The organism is Leptotrichia sp. HSP-342 (genome assembly GCF_041199995.1).
In the GTDB taxonomy this organism is placed as follows: Bacteria; Fusobacteriota; Fusobacteriia; order Fusobacteriales; family Leptotrichiaceae; genus Leptotrichia; species Leptotrichia mesophila.
This window is the reverse complement of the sequence record NZ_CP165646.1, coordinates 403493-423802: the sequence shown is the minus strand read 5'-3', so window position 1 is coordinate 423802 and position 20310 is coordinate 403493. Positions and strand designations below refer to the sequence as shown.

Below are 20310 nucleotides of genomic sequence, written 5' to 3'. Positions count from 1 at the left end.
AACATAGAAGATATAAGAAGAAGCTGTGTTTATTTCTCCTTAGAAAGGAGGTGATCCATCCGCACCTTCCGGTACGGATACCTTGTTACGACTTCACCCCAATCACTATCCACACCTTAGATGCCTTCCTCCTTACGGTTGGACCAGCAGCTTCAGGTGCAGACAACTCTCGTGGTGTGACGGGCGGTGTGTACAAGACCCGAGAACGTATTCACCGCAGCATTGCTGATCTGCGATTACTAGCGATTCCAGCTTCATGAAGCCGAGTTGCAGGCTTCAATCCGAACTTGGACCGGCTTTCAAGATTCGCTCAGCGTTGCCGCCTGGCTGCTCTCTGTACCGGCCATTGTAGCACGTGTGTAGCCCAGATCATAAGGGGCATGATGACTTGACGTCATCCCCACCTTCCTCCTGCTCTTCGCAGGCAGTCTCGCTAGAGTCCCCAACTTAATGATGGTAACTAACGATAGGGGTTGCGCTCGTTGCGGGACTTAACCCAACATCTCACGACACGAGCTGTCGACAGCCATGCACCACCTGTCTCTGCGTTCCCAAAGGCACTGCCCGCTCTCACGGGCATTCGCAGGATGTCAAGATCTGGTAAGGTTCCTCGCGTTGCGTCGAATTAAACCACATGCTCCACCGCTTGTGCGGGTCCCCGTCAATTCCTTTGAGTTTCAGCCTTGCGGCCGTACTCCCCAGGCGGATTACTTATCGCATTTGCTTCGGCACGGACACTCTTCATGCCCACACCCAGTAATCATCGTTTACAGCTAGGACTACCAGGGTATCTAATCCTGTTTGCTCCCCTAGCTTTCGCACTTCAGCGTCAGTTGCCGTCCAGTGAACTATCTTCATCATCGGCATTCCTGCACATATCTACGAATTTCACCTCTACTCGTGCAGTTCCGTCCACCTCTCCGGTACTCTAGCCCTGTAGTTTCCGGGGCAAGCCTGCGGTTGAGCCGCAGGTTTTCACCCTAGACTTACAGGGCCGCCTAGATGCCCTTTATGCCCAATAATTCCGGATAACGCTTGCGACATACGTATTACCGCGGCTGCTGGCACGTATTTAGCCGTCGCTTCTTCTGCAGGTACCGTCACTTTCTTCTTCCCTGCTGAAAGCACTTTACAATCCGAAAACCTTCTTCGTGCACACAGAATTGCTGGATCAGGGTTGCCCCCATTGTCCAATATTCCCCACTGCTGCCTCCCGTAGGAGTAAGGGCCGTATCTCAGTCCCCTTGTGGCCGTTCACCCTCTCAGGCCGGCTACCTATCATCGCCTTGGTAGGCCATTACCCCACCAACTAGCTAATAGGACGCAAGGCTCTCCTGCAGCGTCTCCTTTCATCAGGCTTGACATGCGTCAGCCTGACAATACCAGGTCTTATCAGTCGTTTCCATCTGTTATCCCTGTCTGCAGGGTAAGTTCCTTACGCGTTACTCACCCGTCCGCCTTGGCTAGTCTGTGCAAGCACAGCTTCGCCAAAGACTTGCATGTGTTAAGCATTCTGTCAGCGTTCATCCTGAGCCAGGATCAAACTCTTCATTCAATATATCATAAATATATTTTATTTCACCTTAGTTTTGACAAGTTCATATCTTACTCTACTAAAATATATACTCTTGACTTTTATTTTATCTATTACACATTATTGCTTCTTCTATTCTTATTTTCTATTGTCCTGTGATACCTTTTTCGTATCGACAAGATATATATTACCACAATCACTCCCTTTTGTCAACTACTTTTTTTGAATTTTTCTAAATTTTTTCATATTTTTATTCGTAAATCATTTTTTAGTTCTTAGAAAGCGCTTATTGTTTCTTAGTTTTAATGATATTATTCTAATAAATTATTTTTAATTTATTTCGAGATATTTATTTATTATTTCAATACTCTTTATATAATTTTCTGTAAGACTTTTATTGTTTTTATAAAATAATTTTATGAATTTTTGATTATTTTTTTTTAGTAAGTGTTGTAATATATTATCAAATTCAGATTTTTCACTTTTTGAATTTATTTCTTTTTCAATATATATTAGTATATCAAAGCTACTGTGTTTAATTAAATCTTCTATTACTAGGTTTTTTTGATAATTTTGAATTATTGAAAAAGTCTGCAAAGAGGAAAATTCAGTATCTATAAAAGTTAGTTTGTCAGCATTTTTAACAGATTCCAATATTCTTCTGTTATGTTCATAAGCAATATTGCTATAATCAGAATATTGCATATTTTCTATATGATTTTGTAATTCTTCTTTTATATACTCTTTTCTATATTCTTTTACATAAGTTGTATTGTAGTAATTGGATAATTTATGAGCCAAATTAGTTTTTCCAGAGTGTTCTGAACCGATTATTGCTACTTTTAAGACAAAAAACTCTCTTACATATTTTGGAATAAAAAACCAGTTTTTATATGGATTTTTTCTTATTTCTGTTGCACTGATATGAAAATTATTTCTATTTATGTCTATTAATTGAATTTTCAAATTTTTATTAAAAGTTTTTTCGAAATTTGGTAATGTTAAAAAATTGTTTTTATAATTTTCTACATCTTGAGTTTCGTTTGTGAAAATTACATCCACTTTAATTTTATTTTTTAAAAGTGCTTCCTGTACCCTTTCACTCCATAATTTCCAGCCATTTGGATAAAAAGGAATTCCATCTTCTGCAAGATGTATTATTTTTATGTTTTTCTGATGTTTAAAAGTTTTCTCTACAAATCTGATTCTATCTTTTACGGTCGGCATTTTCTTCATTTTTGATTCTTCATATAATTTTTTGTCCCTATCATCATCTGTGCATACGACAACATATAAATTTTCTACGTAACCACTGGCTATTTGAATGAAATTAACATGTCCAGTATGCAATGGATAAAATTTTCCAAATATTATTCCATTTTTTTGCATTGTTTATTCTTTCTCCTTTTTATACTAATACTTTTTTTGATTTTATTTATGGTAAAAATTGTATAAAACTGTTTTTTATGGAATTTAGCATAATTTTTTTGTTAAATTCATCAAATTAATTTATTCTTCAATTTCTAAAATTTTAAAACTTTCTGCATTGTTATTTCCTATTTTTTCTTCAAATTTTGCATTTGAAATTTCTACAAATCTTTTGCTTATTTTATTTGAAGTTGTGTTTATTTCTTTTACATCTTTGGAAACTTTTTCAATATCCTTTTGCAAATTATCCCAACGTGTACGATATCTTGTAAATTCAACGTTCAATTTTTCCAATTCCTGCTGAATTATATTTGCATATTTGTCACGTTCCAAATTAGTCATCGTAACCTGAATTACTGTCAATACTGAAATTAATGTTGTTGGTGAAGCTATTCGTACATTCTTCTTGTAAGCATATTCAATTATATCTGTATGATAAGCATTTATTTCAGCGAAAATTGCTTCGGCCGGAAGAAATAATATTGCTTGTTCACTCGTTTCATTTTTTATTATATATTTTGAAGAAATCGCATCTATATGTTTTTTCAAGTCACTTACAAAATCTTTTCTAGCATTTTCTCTTTCAATCTGAGATAATTCATTATTATACATTTTTCTATAATTTTCTAATGGGAATTTTGAGTCAACTGCAATGTTGCCAAGGGGTTCTGGAGTAAAAATAATAGAATCAACAATTGTTCCATTTGAAAGTTTATATTGTTTTTGGTAAAGTTTATCGTTTTTTTCTCCAAAAACTGAAGATAATATTTGATAAAGCTGAATTTCTCCAAAAATTCCACGGCTTTTTTTATCTGTTAAAATATCCTGAAGCGAAACAACATTACTTGATAATGCCTCTATCTTTTTTTGTGCTTCATCAATTTTACTTAGTCTTTCCAGCACATTTCCAAAAGTTTTTGTAGTTTCTTCAAACCCTTTCGACAGGCGCTCTTCTACCTTTGTATTCATTAAATCAAGTCTGCTTTCAACTTTATGACTTAATTTTTCAAAATTTTCATTTATATTTTTAGTTAAATACTGATTATTTTCAGTCATAACACCCGTCAATGCTGTATTATTTTCATTTAATCTGACAGACAGTTTTTGAATATTATTATTCATACTTGTGGTCAAAAGTTGTGTATTTTCAGTATGATTCTTAGATAAAAGCTGATTATTGGTATTCATCGTGGTATTTATATTCTGCCCAAGCTCATTAAATCTTAAAAGAAGTTTTTCGTTATTTTCAGATAGTACATTTCCTAAATTGCTTATTCCTTCAAGTAAATTATTTTTTGTATTAAGATTTATTGATTTTTCAATTTCATCAAATTTTTTCTTATTTTCCTCAAAATTTTCCTTATTATTTTCATTTATTTGATTTATTATCATTTTTTCCGTATTTTTATTATTTTTTCTATTAAGATAAATAATTATTGCGGCTACTGAAATAATATTTATAATTGTCATTACTAGTACTATTACTATCATTTCTAAGTCTCCTTTTTAGTTGCATAATTTTTATTTATTAAAAGAATTTCCAAGTTCCATCTTCATATCTAACCTTTTTTTGTTTATTTTGAGAGTTTTCAGTTTCTTTTGAAGATGATTGAATTTCAGGATCACGATTTAATTTTTCTTTTCTTATTATTTTAGGAGAATCTTTTACTTGTAAATTTTCATTTTTTTGTTTTGATTGCTTTGAAATTTGAAAATCTATTGTTAATTCTTCTGACTTTCTTGAATTTGCAGGAACTTTTGTTTCTTTAAAATATTCTGTTTCTGAAAATTCTACTTCTTGTTTCGAAATTTCATTTTCATTCTCAGAACTTTCAATTTTTTTCATTGCTAATTTTTCTCTTATTTTTTCAAGAAGTTTTTGATCATCCTCATTTAAATTGTCAAAAATATCTTTATAATGTTCGATATTTTTAGTGTCAAATTTTTTCATAAATTCTTTAATTGTTATAGATTCAGGGCTGTATGCAACCTGATATTGACTATCTGAATTTTTGTCATAAAACACTTCATTTATGAATCCCATTTTTTCAAGATCGGACAACACTTCTTTTACAAAAAACACTTCCATACCTAGTCTATCCGTTAATTTCTGATATGTGAATGCTTCCTTTTTCTCCACAAAATTCTTAATTATTAATGATAAAATTAAAATTCCCGCTTCTCTTTTTACCTTTATTGGCATTTCAATTTTTTCATTATATAAAAACTCATCAGAAGTCTGAATTGAAAATGCTATTTGTGCTCCTAATAAAATTGTTACCCATACATATTGCACCCAAATTAGAAAAATTGGAATTAATGCAAGGCTTCCATAAATTATATTATATTTTGTAATTGAAGATTGTAATAGTAAAAATAACAGTTTCCATCCAAAGGTAAGAGCTGTTGTTACAACTCCAGCAAAAACTGCTGGCTTTATTTTTACATTTGTATTTGGAATTATATAAAATAGATAACTGAACAGAATAATATACGTTGCAGGCCCGAAAAGTCCGATAAACAAATTAAGTAATACACCATTACTTGGAAAATGTTTTACCATTTCCTCGACTGCAATTGAATTTAATGCCGACAATAATACAAAAAATATTGGTCCTAAAAATATAATCGCAATATAGTCAATAACTCTTCTTGTTATAGATCTTTTTTTATTAATTTTCCATATTTTATTAAATGAATTTTCCAGCATTATCAAAACTTTTACTGCAGAATAAATCAAAATTACAATTCCTACACCTGTTAATATACTACTTTCTGTTGATAATAAAAGTCTTTGCGCTATATCTACAATTATTTTTAGAAAGCTGTTATTTCCCGGCCATAATTCAAAAAATTTCTGTATAAATATCTTATCTAGTCCAAATCCTTTTGTAATTCCTAAAACTAGAGCAACTACAGGAAAAATTGCTAAAAGTGAATAGTAAGTAAGAGAAATTGCAAGTATTTGTGTTTCTCCATCTCGATAATTTCTATAAATTAAATAAATTATCCTTTTTATTTCCTCAATTCTTTTCTTAAATCCACCTTCTGATGTTTCTTTTTTCTGTTTTTTCAAATCTTTTTTTTCTTTCATAAAATTTCTCCATTATTATTTTTTAAAATTTATTTTTACCCAAAATTAAAATACTCACGTTCCTCAAAAATTTCATTCATAATTTCATCATAGTTTTCAATCTTTGCCTCTTCTTCCAGTACATCTTCCAGCTTTGGATTTGTAACAGGATGCTTTGGTGCAAAAATTACACATGAATCTTCATACGGTTCAATAGATTTTTCATAAGTTTCTATTTCCTTTGCAATTTCAATTATTTCTGTCTTGTCCATTCCGATAAGAGGCCTAAATACTGGCAATTTTTCTACAGAAGCATTTGTACATGTAAGCCCTCCCATTGTTTGAGACGCCACTTGTCCAAGGCTTTCTCCTGTAATTAAAGCTTGGTATTGCATAGTATTTGACAATCTTTCAGCTAGACGCATCATAGCACGTCTTGTCAAAATTGTTGCTAAATCTTTTTTTGTCTGAGTATTTATTGCTTCCTGAATTTTTAGTATATTTAACGAATAAAGTCTTGTTTTTCCAACATAAAGTGATAAAATATCAGTTAATTCCTTTACTTTTTCAAGAGCCTGCTGACTTGTAAATGGGAAACTGTGGAATGTAATAAAGTTCAGACGCATCCCTCTTTTTGCCATCATAAACGAAGCAACTGGGCTGTCTATTCCACCCGATAAAAGAACAAGCCCCTTTCCTGTCGATCCAAGAGGAAGTCCTCCATAAGTTTTTATTCTATCTGTGTAAATATAAACGTTTTTTCTAATATCTATATTTATCATAACATCTGGATCTTTCATTTTAACTTTTTCAAACGGACTGTTTACAAGTACATGTCCTCCAAGTTCACGTGCATAATCCATAGATTTTTTTTCAAATCCTTTATTACTTCGATTGACTGTTATTTTAAAAGTTCTAGCTCCATTTTCATAAGCATAGTTTGCAAATTCTAGCACTTTTTCCTTTATAAATTCATCATTTCTTTCAACTTTTGCTGACTGATTAAGCCCGACTATTCCAAAAACTTTTTTTAACTTGTCTGTTACTTCATCTAGATTTTGAGGATTTATTAAAACATATAATTTTGACAAATCGTCAAAAAGCCTATAATCAAATCCCTTTAACACTTTATTGATTTTATTTCGTAATTTTTTTTCGAATTGTCCTCTGTTTTTCCCTTTCAGTGACAATTCTCCATAAGAAAGACCTATCGCGTCTAATAAATTTTTATTAGTATAATTTTTCATTTTTTCCCTTTCTAAATATTATTAAAAAAAAATATTATCTCATTTTTCTAATTCTTTCCACACTTTCCTTTAGCCTTTTGACAACTTCAGCAATCTGTTCTTCAGTATTATCTTTCGAAAAACTAAATCTTATCGCTCCATCAAGTTCCGATTGATTAAGTCCCATAACTTCAAGTATTCTGCTATTTCCTTTCTTTGATGAGCAAGCTGAACCCGTGGAAACATAAATTTGATACATTCCCAGAAAATGTGTCAATACTTCGGCTTTTGTTCCCTTAAAAGAAATATTCAGAACTTTTGGACTTGATTTTTCAGAATTAAGCGATGAATTAAGCTTGATATCATTAATTTCTTCACAAATCCTGTCTGCAAGTAATTTCTTTATTTTTTGAGAATGCTCCATTTCTAGCTTATCTTCCCTCGATAAAATTTCCACAGCTTTTGTAAATGCAAGAATAAGTTCCGTAGGCATTGTTCTTTTTACAATTCCATTTTCAGCATTTGAACCGTAAATTATATTTGCAATTTTGACACGTTTATTTATATAGATGGCTCCAATTCCCTTTGGTGCATGAATTTTATGTCCACTTATTGTTATTGCATCTACAGGAAATTTATCAAATTTTATATCTGTACATCCAAGACCTTGCACAAAATCAGTATGAAAATATGTATCCTTATTTTTTGCTTGAATAATTTTCGAAATTTTTTCTAAATCCTGAATTGCTCCAGTTTCGCTATTTACTGCTCCCACAGATACAATCAACGTATCTTCACGAATTGCATCTTGAAGTTGCTGCAAATTCACAAATCCATCTCTATCAACATCTAGAAAATCAACTTCAAAACCAGCAGTTTCATAATGTCTAAATACCTCATAAACTGACGGATGATCAATTTTTGTTGTTATAAGATGCTTTTTTGTACGAGAGTTTGCATTAATAATTCCCTGCAATAAAAGATTATTTCCATCTCCTCCCCCTGCTGTAAAATAAATTCTTTCAGCTTCCACCTTCAGATAGTTAGCTATGATTTTTCTTGCATTTTTTATTTTTAAAAGAATATTATGGGAAAAACTGTGAATTGCATCAGCGTTTGCATAATTTTCTTCCATTGTCTGAATAAGCACATCTATAACTTCTTTACGTGGCTTTGTGCTAGCTGAATTATCTAAGTAAATCATCTTTCCTCCTAAAATAATCGGACTATTTCAACTAAAAAATCATTTAAAACCAAATTCAAAAATTATGATTATATTATTTAAATCCTGATATTATCTGCTTTTTTTGCCTAAATTTAAAAATTTTTGAATATATTGTGTTTATTTTTTTAGTTTTTTTTAAATATTATAGATATTATCCTAAGAAATATATATTCCTATTATACTATATTTTATAAAAATTATCAAAAACAATTAAAAAATAAAGACTGTTCCAATTTCTAAAACAGTCTTGTATGTTACTCTATTTTAAAATTCCTGATAAATACACAAGGAAGAATATTGTAAATCCTGCCAGATAAACAATTCCTGCAACTGATAAAAACCATAGCCAGACAGGTAATTTATTGTTATCCTTCACAAGTGAAAAATTAAGATACGAATAAACTGGAGCCGAAACAAATGAAAATATCATTGCAAAATTCATCATTGCTGCAACATTTCCAGCAAAGAAAAATACAATAATCATTGCTATAACTACAGTTAAAGTCATCCAGATATTAAAATGTGAAGTCTTTACTTCTTTCTGTTTACAAATTAAACGTAGACATTCTGCATTAGCACGTGAATAACCATCTACTACGGTGATTGTCGTACCAAAAATACACATAAACGCAATAAACGCAATAAGAAGACCTGACCAACTTCCAATTACACTTGAGTACATCTGAATGAATTGTGCAATATAGGCTGCACTTGCTCCTTTAATTGCTGTACCTGTACCATACTGAATTAATGCTCCCAATGCAAGGAAAACAAACGCTAGAATAGTTGTAACCCAGTAACCTACATTAAAGTCAAGCATTGCAATCTTGTGAGGAACTTTCATACTCTGCTGCTTTTCAACTGTCCACATGGAATTAATTGCCGAAATTTCAATTGGCGCAGGCATCCATCCCATTAATGAAACAATAAATGGCAATGCAGCAAGTTTCCAAGGAGATGGAACAACAAAATTAGGAGCTACAGGGTGCTGTTTAAATAATGCAATAGCTACTGCAATGATTGTTGCAACTGTCAAAGAAATAACTATAAATTTTGAAGAGCTGTCCAATAGTTTATAACCTCCAAATACCATCATTGCAAGTGAGCCTACAAGAACAATTGTAGTAAGCAAATTAATCATTGAAGCCATTGCTGTAGGAGTAAGGCTACTTAAAAATGTCAATTTCAGAATATTTGCCAAAATTGCTGCTGTCAAAATACCTATTGCCGCAACATTAATAACCGCAGAAAATATATTCATAATAAAGAATACCCATAAGTAAATTTTCCCTTTTTCTTCATATCCTTCAATCAATGAATGTTTACGCTCTAACGTATATTGAGTTCCAAAACGGAAAAATGGATATTTAAAAATATTAACTAAAATTACAATGATTGCCAATTGCCATCCGTATAATGCACCCGCTTGTGTAGATGCCACGATATGAGAACCTCCAATAGCCGCTGAAGCCATAAGAATTCCAGGTCCAAAGGCTTTAAACTTGTGATACCAGCTTGTGTGAGTAGTTGTCATAGAAACACCTTCCTTTTTTCTTGTTTTTTTCAAAAATTAAAGTAATTATTTTAAATCTAAAACTCAAAAGTTATTATTTTGCTTTATTTATCTTGCATTTATAATTTACAGAGTTTTAAATATATTTTGATTCTCAAATTTTTGAAATTATAAAGGTATTATAACACTTTGTACTGGATATTCAAAATTTTTTTGTCTAATTTTATTATATTTTTAGACTTTCTTATTATTACTTTTAAAATAATTTTATCCTAACTTAAATACCTCGTCTTCAAAATGTCGAATCATTTCTCCATTAAAGAATTTCGCCATTTTCTGTTCCATCATATCTACAAACAAGTATTCACTCTCAAAATGTCCAATGTCAACTAAAATACGCCCTTCTTCTAAAGCATCTAAAGCCTCGTGGTACTTCAAGTCTCCTGTGAGAAACACATCAATTTTATCAGCCACTTCATACATAAATGAACTTCCACCACCTGTAACAAGTCCAATTTTTCGTACATATGCATCTTTATTGCCAACATACCTTACATAGCTTATTCCAAGAGAATCCTTTATTCTTTCAAGCAAGTCTTCCAGTCTCATTTCCTCATTTAATATCTTTATTCTTGCAAGTCCGCTATGTACACGTTCCACCTTATTTTTTATTGGATTATAGTCTTGAAATTCATGTTCATTAAAAATTATTTCTCCCCCATCTAGATTTAATTTATCCATTATAAAGTCATTTAATCCATTAATTGCAAAATCAGAATTAGTATGAATTGAATAAACTGCTATTTTATTTTCTATTAATTTTAATAACTTTCTTCCATGTACAGTTTCATTTGTAATTTTCTTTAGACCTGAAAAAATAACTGGATGGTGTGAAATTATCAAATCTACATTGTTATCTACAGCTTGTTTTACAACTTTTTCTGTTACATCCAGACAAAATAACACTTTATTGACTTCCTTTGTGTTATCTCCCACAAGAAGTCCGACATTATCCCAGTTTTCAGCAATTTTAGGATTAAAGATTGTGTGAAGCTCTCCTATTATTTCCCATAATTTCATAATTTCCTTTTCCTTTCATTATTTTTCTTAATTTATTGTATAATTTGCCTCTTCATTATTTTCTACAAAATCATTTCTCATCAAGTCAATTGATAACTTATTAAGTGCCTTTTCCTTTAAAATATTTACATTGTGACTAGCAATATTTAAAGATTTTGCAATTTCCTTTTCTGTATACACTTTATCATCCAGTCCATAAGTCATAACTAAAATCTGCTCATCTAGATAATTTAATTTTTTAGGAATATTTTCAAGAATATACATTTGTGTAATTTTATCAGCCTTTTCCAATATCTGTGAATTTTCAATCAGCTCTTCAGGCTCTACCTCGTCAAATAGTTTTTCAAGCTGTTCAATATATTCTTTTGAAACATTCATCTGTTTACTTATTTCATCCATTGAAAATCCCATACTCCTATCAACTTTTACTTTTAAATATAAAATATATGATAATTCAGATGATTTAATATCTTTTAGCAGTTCCTTCTGAAATTCCAAAATATATTTTACAGCAAAATTTTTCACAAAAAATTCAGGCTCTTTTGTTATTTTCATAATTTCATCGTAATAATTCAAACCCGACATAATTCCAAGTGTAGCTTCCTGAACAGTATCCAAAAACGAAAATCCGTATTTTGAATAAAGCAAGCTTTCTTTTACTGCAATTTTTAAATATTTATCAATTAATTCTTCCTTTTCTTTCTCATTTTCACTTTTTTTCTCGAGTTCCTCGTATTTTCTCTTTATATCTTCTAAATAAGACTTTATCATATCCTTTTCTTCAATAAAAATATTCTCGTCTTCTAATACGATAAAATCACTTCCATCAGTTGAAGTCCTAACCTCTGGAATATTTTCCAAATGGATAAATTTCAAAAATTCAAAAAACTCATCATCATTCATTGTATGATTTTCTATAATTTTTTCAAAACTGAAACTTCCTTTTTTTCTTATATCTTCAAAAACATTTTTTAACATCTTCTTTCCCCTTATTTTATTTATTATTTAGTTTATCTAAAAATCCTAAATATCTAAAAGGAGCTAAATAACAACTTTAGCTCCTGTAATCTTCCAATTTTTTTCTTCTACTTGGATGTCTTAATTTTCTTAATGCTTTTACCTCAATCTGTCTAATACGTTCCCTTGTTACATTAAAGATTTTCCCCACCTCTTCAAGAGTTTTCTGAGAACCGTCATCTAGTCCATATCTATATCTGAGCACCATTTCCTCACGCTCATTTAATGTTTTTAATACTTCATCAAGCTGTTCTTTTAATAGAACTCTAGTTGTCGCATCATAAGGATTTGCAAATTTATCATCTTCCACGAAATCTCCCAGTTCACTATCTTCTTCACTTCCAACTGGAGTTTCAAGTGAAATTGGATCCTGATTCATTTCCAAAATACTTTTTACCTTTTCTACTGGTAATTCTAACTTTTCAGCCAGTTCCTCTGCTGTTGGCTCTTTTCCAGTTTCCTGTAAAATAATACGGCTTTCCTTTTTGATTTTATTAATTGTTTCAATCATATGAACAGGTATTCTTATTGTTCTTCCCTGATCTGCAATTGCACGTGTTATAGCCTGTCTAATCCACCAAGTTGCATAAGTCGAAAACTTGAATCCTTTTTCATATTCAAATTTTTCCACAGCTTTCATAAGCCCCATGTTTCCTTCCTGAATTAAATCCAGCATTTTCAAGCCACGATTTGTATGTTTTTTTGCGATACTGACAACAAGCCTTAGATTTGACTCTATTAATTTCTGTTTTGCTTCCTCCTCGCCATTTAAAACCCGTTGAGCATATTCGATTTCTTCTTCATAGCTAAGTAGTGGAATTTGTCCAATTTCACGCAAATACATTTTTATTGGTTCATCTACATCCATACTTTCTGCCATTTTTAACAAATCTGTCTGTAATAGTTTATCCACTTCCGAATCGTCGATTTCACTCTCTACAAATTCATCATGCGAATCTTCAAAATCCGATATTTCCATTTTTTCGATAGCTTCTATGGAATCAGGAACTTTTAATAAATCCTCTTTTTCCTTTATAGTATCTACGATTTGAACACCATCATCAGTCAGTTTTTTTATTAACTGCTCGATTTTTTCAGTTGAAAATCCGATAGATAAAACAGAATTTATTTCTTCGTAACTTACAACTTTTTGCTCTCGTGCCTGTTTTATAAAATTTGCGAGACTATTTTTTAAATTTTGTTTTTTATCAGACATAATTCGGTCTCCTTATCAATATAAATTCATTATATAATTTTTCTATTTCACTAATTTTATTAATATTTTTTAATTTTGATAATATTTTTTTTAATTCAATTTTCTTAATTCTATCGTTTTCTTCCTCAGTTTTTTGTCTTTCCTCATCTATTTCACGCTCAAACCAGCCAGAATAAATTTCCCTAAAATAAATTTCCTTATCCTTAATGTCATTATCTGCCCGTAACTTCAAGTTTGTTACAATCTCCCTATTTTCTTCACTAATATCAATTTTATCAAGCTTCATTATATCAAAATCTATAGCTTTCAATTTTTCTATTAGTTCATTAAAAATCGGATGGCTAAATTCTTTATTTAAAAGTTCTATACATTTTTCCTTTTCTGATTTAAAAAATTCCAATATATATATAAGTGTTTGTTCTTCCAGTTCAATATATAAATCTCTTTTTGGCTTTTTGTATTGAACTTTCTGATTTTCATAGATTCTTCTTTTTTTCATTTTAGAAGTTTTATTCGGCAAATTTTTGAGTTCCTCTTCTAAAACAAATTCATTAATTCCAAAATTGGCTGATAATCTTTGTAAATATAGATTTTTATTAAGATTATTTGTAACATTTGAAAAAAATGGTTTTAATCTTTCAATGAATTTTCTTTCTCCACTTATGTCATTCAAATCCAAATCTTTTGAAGCTTCCTTTGTTAAAAAATCAAAAATTTCTTCTGATTTTTTTACAACTTCTATAAATGCCTTTTTACCATTTTTCCTCAAGAACTCATCAGGATCCTTCTCATTTCCATCTATAACTAGACACTTTACATCAAAATCATATTTTTTTAAAATGTATCCTGCTTTTATTATGGCATTTTTCCCAGCTTCATCGTTATCATACGAAATCAATATTTTATCTGTATACTTTTTTAGAAGTTGTGCCTGTTCCTCAGTAAGTGCTGTTCCAAGGCTTGCAACTGCATTCTCAAAACCATTTTTTTGGGCTGTAAGTACATCAAGATATCCTTCCATAAGCATTGCAAAACCTTTTTTCCTAATATTTTCTCCCTGATGCTTTATTCCAAAAAGTTCATTTCCTTTTTTAAAAATAGGTGAATCTGGCGAATTTAAATATTTAGGAAAATTAGTATTTTTTTCAATTATACGTCCCCCAAATCCTACAATCTGAGAATTTATATTGTAAATTGGAAAAATCACTCTATTCCTAAAGCTATCATAAATTTCACCATTTTCATTTCTTTTGACAAGTCCTAATTCTATTATCTTTTCTTCTGGAAATTCTTTTTTTAATAAATGCTGAAATAATTCATCTCTTGAACTATTGGCAAATCCTATCCCAAATTTTCTGATTTCTTCAATAGAGAAGTCACGTTCCTTCATATATTCTAATGCTTCAGGATATTTTTCAATATTTTCTCTAAAAAATATCTGGGCTTCATTCATTATTTCGTAATATTCCTTGTTTATAGCCTTTTTTCTTTCAATTTCCTGATTGATTGTCCTATATTCCCTATTTTTCTTGAGCGGAATATTATACTTTCGAGATAACTCTTCTACTGCCTGAATGAAACTAACATCATTGATTTTCATATAAAACGAAATTACATTTCCGCCAATTTGTGTACTAAAATCCTTAAAAATATTTTTTACTGGGCTGACTGTAAAAGATGGAGTCTTTTCATCTTTAAAAGGAGATAAGCCTTTATAATTTGAACCTGCCTTTTTTAAATTTACATATTCTCCAATCACTTGAACAATATCTAAATTATCAATTAATTTCTGTATCTCTTTTTCACTATAAATCATTATTTTTTATTCCTCCATAAAAAAACAGTCAATAAAAAATATTTACACTATTAGTATAATTTGTTTTTTTAAATAGTCAATACTTTATAAACAAATTTTTTTAATTTCTCTCATTAGTTTCACGAATTATTTCCACATCATCTTCCATAATATCTTTAAAAACTTCATCCATTATTTCCGATTTTTGCTTTCCTTTAGCAAATTCTCTTTTTGCAATTTTTCCTGATACAATTGCAAGTTCATATTTATTCGGTATTTTAGTCAATAGTTCATCTATTGTTATTTTTTCTTTTTTCATTTTTTATAATTTTCTCCTATTATTTTAGAATTTATATCAATTTTGTGGATTAATAATATTTATCAATGCTGTGCAAGATTCTTCAATATCATTATTTATTATAGTGTAATCATATTTTTTTTCATATTCCAGTTCTTTTAACGCATTTTTTAAACGTGTCTGAATAACTTCTTCTGTATCAGTATTTCTGTTACGAAGCCTTTTTTCAAGAGTTTCCATATCCTTTGTACGAAAAAATACCAATACAGCGTCTTTTTTCTTTTCCTTCGCAATTAATGCACCTTGCACATCAATTTCCAAAATTACATTTAATCCTTTATTTAAATTACTTTCTACTACTTCTTTCAATGTTCCATAATAATTTCCATGAACATTTGCATATTCATAAAATTCATCATTTTTTATTTTTTGTTCAAAAATTTCCTTAGTTAAGAAAAAGTAGTCTTTACCATCGATTTCTCCGTCTCTTGGCTGTCGAGTTGTAGCTGATATTGATAATGGAATATTTAGTCGATCTTTTACTAATTTTGTAACTGTTGATTTTCCTGAGCCTGAAGGCCCTGAAATAATGAATAGTTTTCCTTTCATTAGAAACCACCTTTTATTTTTTTACGCGAATAAGGGAAATTTATATTCACAAATCTCCCTATTCACAATATTATATTAATAATCTAATTTTGACAGTAATATTAAAATTTTATATTCATAGTTGCTACAAGTATATATTTACCAATCAAGTTTAAATTATCTTAATTATTCAACTTCTGCTGTTTCTTCAACAGTTTCTATAATTTCATTTGGATTGTCCTTTAAGGAACCTAAAGTTTCTGTAACTTCTACTTTTTCTCCATCTACTTCCACTTCAGTTTCCACAGCTTCCTCTTCTACAATATCATTTTTTAATACTGCATCCAAATATTTATAATCATTGAATCCTGTACCTCCTGGCACTTTTTTACCAATGATTACATTTTCCTTCAATCCTTCAAGTCTGTCTGTTTTTCCTTCAACAGCCGCATTTGCAAGAACTTTTGTAGTTTCTTGGAACGATGCCGCAGAAATGAAACTTTCTGTATTTACAGCTGCTTTCGTAATACCTTGAATTACTGGTTCGTAAGTTGCTGGACGTTTTCCTTTTGAAATTAATATTTCATTTTCACGTTCCACAATTTTTTTATCGATTAACTCATCTTCAAGGAATAATGAATCTCCAGCTTCTTTAACTTTAATTTTTTGGAACATTTGTTTTACGATTATCTCAATATGTTTATCGTTAACCGCAACTCCTTGCTCTCTATAAACTTGCTGTACTGATTCAAGAATAAATTGCTGTGCTTCTACAAGTCCTTTTATTTTCAGAATATCGTGTGGTGAAACAGGCCCGTCAGTTATTTTCGCACCTTTTTCAATTAACATCTCATTAGTTACAACTAAATGCTCTCCAACAGGAACAGTATATTCTTGTATTAATTCCCCACTTTCAGGATCTTCAATCAAGATTAATCTCATACCTTTTTTCTTTTTGTCAGAGAAAACTACACGCCCTGCAACTTCTGATAGAATAGCTTTTCCTTTAGGGTTTCTTGCCTCAAATAATTCTTGTACACGAGGAAGTCCTCCTGTAATATCCTTATTTCCTTCTCCAGTTTTTAGGATTTTTGTAATAATTTGACCTTTTTTGACAGTTTCTCCTTCACTTACCATTAAATATGCCCCATAAGGAACTGCATATTCTACTTTCTTATCATCTTTTGTATAAATTATTATTCTAGGGTTTACATCATTACTTTCCACAGGTTTTATCGCCACTTTTTCAGTAACTCCATATTTTACGTCAATATTTTCCCTTACGTAAATATCCCTAAATTCTACTTTTCCTTCAACAGAAGTAATAATCGGTATTTGATAAGGATCAAATTCTACCAATACTTGTCCTTTCTTAACTGAATCTCCATCTTTTACGTGTAAAGTCGAGCCTGATGGTACTTCATATCTATGTTTTCCTATTATTACACGTCCATTTTGTGAAACAACAATTTCTTTGCCTTCCTCATTTACAAGTACAGAGATATCCTTAAGCTTAACTTTTCCAGAAACATCAGCTTTATAGTCTGACTGAACAGATGCCGCTGTTGCTACCCCTCCTGTATGGAAAGTACGCATTGTAAGCTGTGTACCAGGTTCTCCAATTGATTGAGCTGCGATAACTCCAACTGCTTCTCCTTTAAGAATTTCCTTATGATTAGAAAGATCTAATCCATAACATTTTTTACAAACTCCTTTTTCCAGTTTACATGTCAAAGGCGTTCTTATTTCTACTTCACGAATATCTAATTCTTCAATCTTTCTAATTAAATCATCAGTTATTAAGGTATTTCTTTCAGCAATTACTTTTCCTTCATGAATCAAGTCTGTTGCCAAGTTTCTTCCATAAATTCTTTCACTTAATTTTTCGATTACTTCCCCAGCATCCATCAAATCTGATACGACAATTCCGTGTTCACATCCACAATCATCATGATTTACAATAACTTCGTGTGAAATATCAACAAGTCTTCTTGTTAAGTATCCTGAATCCGCTGTTCTTAATGCTGTATCCGCAAGTCCTTTTCTCGCTCCATGTGATGACATAAAGAATTCAAGAATGTTAAGTCCTTCTCTAAAGTTGGCTTTAATTGGCATTTCGATAATACGCCCTTGCGTATCTGCCATAAGTCCACGCATTCCACCAAGTTGACGCATTTGTGCAATCGAACCTCTGGCTCCAGAATTCGCCATCATATAAACTGGATTGAATTCATCCAAATTATCCATCATTTCCTTAGTTACTTTTGAAACTGCCTCATCCCATATTGCGACTGTTCTTCTGTACCTTTCTGCATCAATAATTTCTCCAGATTTATATTGTTCCTCAATTTCAGCCACTTCATTTTCAGCTTTTTCCAAAATAGCCTTTTTACTTTCAGGAATTTCCAAATCTTCAATTCCAACAGTAATTCCAGCAAGTGTTCCATAGTGGAATCCAAACTCTTTAATTTTATCAAGCAGTTCAGATGTTTTTTCAAATCCAAATTTTTTATACAGTTCAGCGATTAACTTTCCTAATTCACCTTTACCAAAAGTTTTTGTATAATCTCTCACTTCTTTTGGAAGCATTGTGTTAAACATAAGACGTCCAGGTGTAGTTTGTACTGTTTTTCCATCAATTCTTACATTTACAAGTGCGTGAACTGCAACTTGTCCATTTTGGTATGCTGTAATTAACTGGTTTTTGTTAGAGAAAGATTTTCCTTCTCCTTTAACACCTTTTCTTTCCTTTGTCATATAATAACATCCCATTACCATATCTTGTGATGGAACTGCTATCGGTCTACCACTTGATGGTGCGATAATGTTATTTGTTGCAAGCATTAATAATTTTGCTTCCATTTGGGCTTCTTGTGACAATACCAAGTGTACTGCCATTTGGTCTCCATCAAAATCTGCGTTAAAAGCAGAACATACAAGTGGATGAAGTCTTATTGCTTTCCCTTCAATTAATGTTGGCTCAAAAGCTTGAATTGAAAGTCTATGCAATGTTGGCGCCCTATTTAAAAGAACTGGATGATTTTTAATAATTTCTTCAATCAATTCCCATACATTTTCATCTTCTTCCTCAACCATTTTCTTAGCCACTTTTATATTTGAGGCAAGTTCCCTTTTTACAAGTTCTCTCATTAAAAATGGTTTATACAGCTCAAGTGCCATTTTTTTAGGAAGTCCACATTGATTCATTTTTAAATTTGGTCCAACGACGATAACCGATCTTCCTGAATAATCCACACGTTTTCCTAGTAGATTTTGTCTAAAACGTCCTTGTTTCCCTTTCAGCATATCAGAAAGCGATTTTAATTCCCTGTTATTTTGTGTAACAACTGGTTTTCCACGTCTACCATTGTCAATTAATGCGTCAACTGCTTCCTGAAGCATTCTTTTTTCATTTTTTATTACAATTTCAGGCGCTTTTATTGACATTAATTTTTTAAGTCTGATATTTCTGTTGATTACTCTTCTATATAAATCATTCAAGTCAGAAGTGGCAAATCTTCCACCATCTAATTGAACCATCGGACGTAAATCCGCAGGAATTACAGGTAATACAGTCAAAATCATCCATTCTGGCCTGTTCCCTGCTTCTATCAAATCTCTAACTACTTTTAATCTTTTTATAACTTTTCTTCTTTTTTGTGTAGAGTGTTCTGTATCCATTTCTCCTTGCAAAGTTTTTTCTAGTTCAAACAAGTCGATTTCCTCAAGCAAGGCTAGAACTCCCTCAGCTCCCATTTTTGCTGTAAATTCATTTTTAAACTGGTTTTCATATAGTTTATATTCACGTTCAGTCAGAATTTCACCTTTTTGAAGCCCAGTTTCTCCTGGATCAGTCACAATATATCTTGAAAAATATAGAACTGATTCCAATTCTTTCGTACTGATTCCCAATAAAAGGCTCATTTTGTTAGGCGTACCTTTAGAATACCAGATATGTGCAATTGGAGTAGCAAGTTTTATATGTCCCATTCTTTCACGTCTAACTTTTGAAGTTGTCACTTCAACACCACATTTTTCACATACCATGCCTTTGTAACGCATTCTCTTGTACTTACCACAGGCACATTCATAATCCTTAGATGGTCCAAATATTCTCTCACAGAATAATCCGTCCATTTCAGGTTTTAAAGTTCTATAATTTATTGTTTCGGCTTTTGTAATTTCACCATACGACCATTCCAAAATCTTTTCTGGCGATGCCAATTTTATTTGAATACTGTCAAAATCTCTTATACTCATTCGTTAAGAGCCTCCTCTATTCTTTAATTCCACTTTTTTTGAAAAGTAAAGTGGGAA

General features: G+C 31.1%; 13 protein-coding genes and 1 rRNA gene. All 14 read right to left on the bottom strand.

Annotated elements, in window-relative coordinates; translation table 11 throughout:
* Window positions 1–43 precede the first annotated feature (43 nt).
* The 14 genes from AB8B23_RS02050 to rpoC all read right to left on the bottom strand — a co-directional run bounded on the left by AB8B23_RS02050 (window position 44) and on the right by rpoC (window position 20253).
* Window positions 44–1555 (bottom strand): 16S ribosomal RNA (locus AB8B23_RS02050).
* A 309-nt stretch (window positions 1556–1864) separates the two neighbouring features.
* Window positions 1865–2923 (bottom strand): multifunctional transcriptional regulator/nicotinamide-nucleotide adenylyltransferase/ribosylnicotinamide kinase NadR, encoded by a 1059-nt coding sequence (gene nadR, locus AB8B23_RS02045; RefSeq protein ID WP_369713194.1) that lies wholly within the window; start codon window positions 2921–2923, stop codon window positions 1865–1867.
* 120 nt (window positions 2924–3043) lie between these two features.
* A complete protein-coding gene (locus AB8B23_RS02040) occupies window positions 3044–4453 on the bottom strand; it encodes a DNA recombination protein RmuC (protein WP_369713193.1) in 1410 nt (469 codons plus the stop codon).
* 37 nt (window positions 4454–4490) lie between these two features.
* On the bottom strand, window positions 4491–6056 hold the full coding sequence (locus AB8B23_RS02035) for a YhjD/YihY/BrkB family envelope integrity protein (RefSeq protein WP_369713192.1): 1566 nt from the start codon (window positions 6054–6056) through the stop codon (window positions 4491–4493).
* Window positions 6057–6091: 35 nt separating this feature from the next.
* On the bottom strand, window positions 6092–7282 hold the full coding sequence (thiI, locus tag AB8B23_RS02030) for a tRNA uracil 4-sulfurtransferase ThiI (RefSeq protein WP_147005942.1): 1191 nt from the start codon (window positions 7280–7282) through the stop codon (window positions 6092–6094).
* Window positions 7283–7316: 34 nt separating this feature from the next.
* Window positions 7317–8465: a cysteine desulfurase family protein gene (locus AB8B23_RS02025; RefSeq protein ID WP_369713191.1), complete on the bottom strand. Its 1149-nt coding sequence runs from the start codon at window positions 8463–8465 to the stop codon at window positions 7317–7319.
* A 280-nt stretch (window positions 8466–8745) separates the two neighbouring features.
* On the bottom strand, window positions 8746–10020 hold the full coding sequence (locus tag AB8B23_RS02020; RefSeq protein ID WP_039901623.1) for an NRAMP family divalent metal transporter: 1275 nt from the start codon (window positions 10018–10020) through the stop codon (window positions 8746–8748).
* Window positions 10021–10266: 246 nt separating this feature from the next.
* The gene (locus AB8B23_RS02015) at window positions 10267–11079 is read right to left on the bottom strand and encodes a Nif3-like dinuclear metal center hexameric protein (protein WP_369713190.1); all 813 of its coding nucleotides are present in this window, start codon (window positions 11077–11079) and stop codon (window positions 10267–10269) included.
* Window positions 11080–11106: 27 nt separating this feature from the next.
* A complete protein-coding gene (locus AB8B23_RS02010; RefSeq protein WP_369713189.1) occupies window positions 11107–12057 on the bottom strand; it encodes an RNA polymerase subunit sigma in 951 nt (316 codons plus the stop codon).
* Between the two features lie 76 nt (window positions 12058–12133).
* Window positions 12134–13312, bottom strand: a complete 1179-nt coding sequence (gene rpoD, locus AB8B23_RS02005) for an RNA polymerase sigma factor RpoD (RefSeq protein WP_021745208.1) — start codon at window positions 13310–13312, stop codon at window positions 12134–12136.
* Window positions 13305–15128, bottom strand: a complete 1824-nt coding sequence (dnaG, locus tag AB8B23_RS02000; RefSeq protein ID WP_369713188.1) for a DNA primase — start codon at window positions 15126–15128, stop codon at window positions 13305–13307. Before dnaG ends, rpoD begins: the two co-directional genes overlap by 8 nt.
* A gap of 100 nt (window positions 15129–15228) precedes the next feature.
* Window positions 15229–15426 (bottom strand): DNA-directed RNA polymerase subunit omega, encoded by a 198-nt coding sequence (locus AB8B23_RS01995; RefSeq protein ID WP_369713187.1) that lies wholly within the window; start codon window positions 15424–15426, stop codon window positions 15229–15231.
* Between the two features lie 36 nt (window positions 15427–15462).
* On the bottom strand, window positions 15463–16014 hold the full coding sequence (gene gmk / locus AB8B23_RS01990) for a guanylate kinase (protein ID WP_021745205.1): 552 nt from the start codon (window positions 16012–16014) through the stop codon (window positions 15463–15465).
* A gap of 165 nt (window positions 16015–16179) precedes the next feature.
* Entirely contained in the window at window positions 16180–20253 is a 4074-nt protein-coding gene (gene rpoC, locus AB8B23_RS01985; protein WP_369713186.1) for a DNA-directed RNA polymerase subunit beta', read from the bottom strand.
* Window positions 20254–20310: the final 57 nt, after the last annotated feature.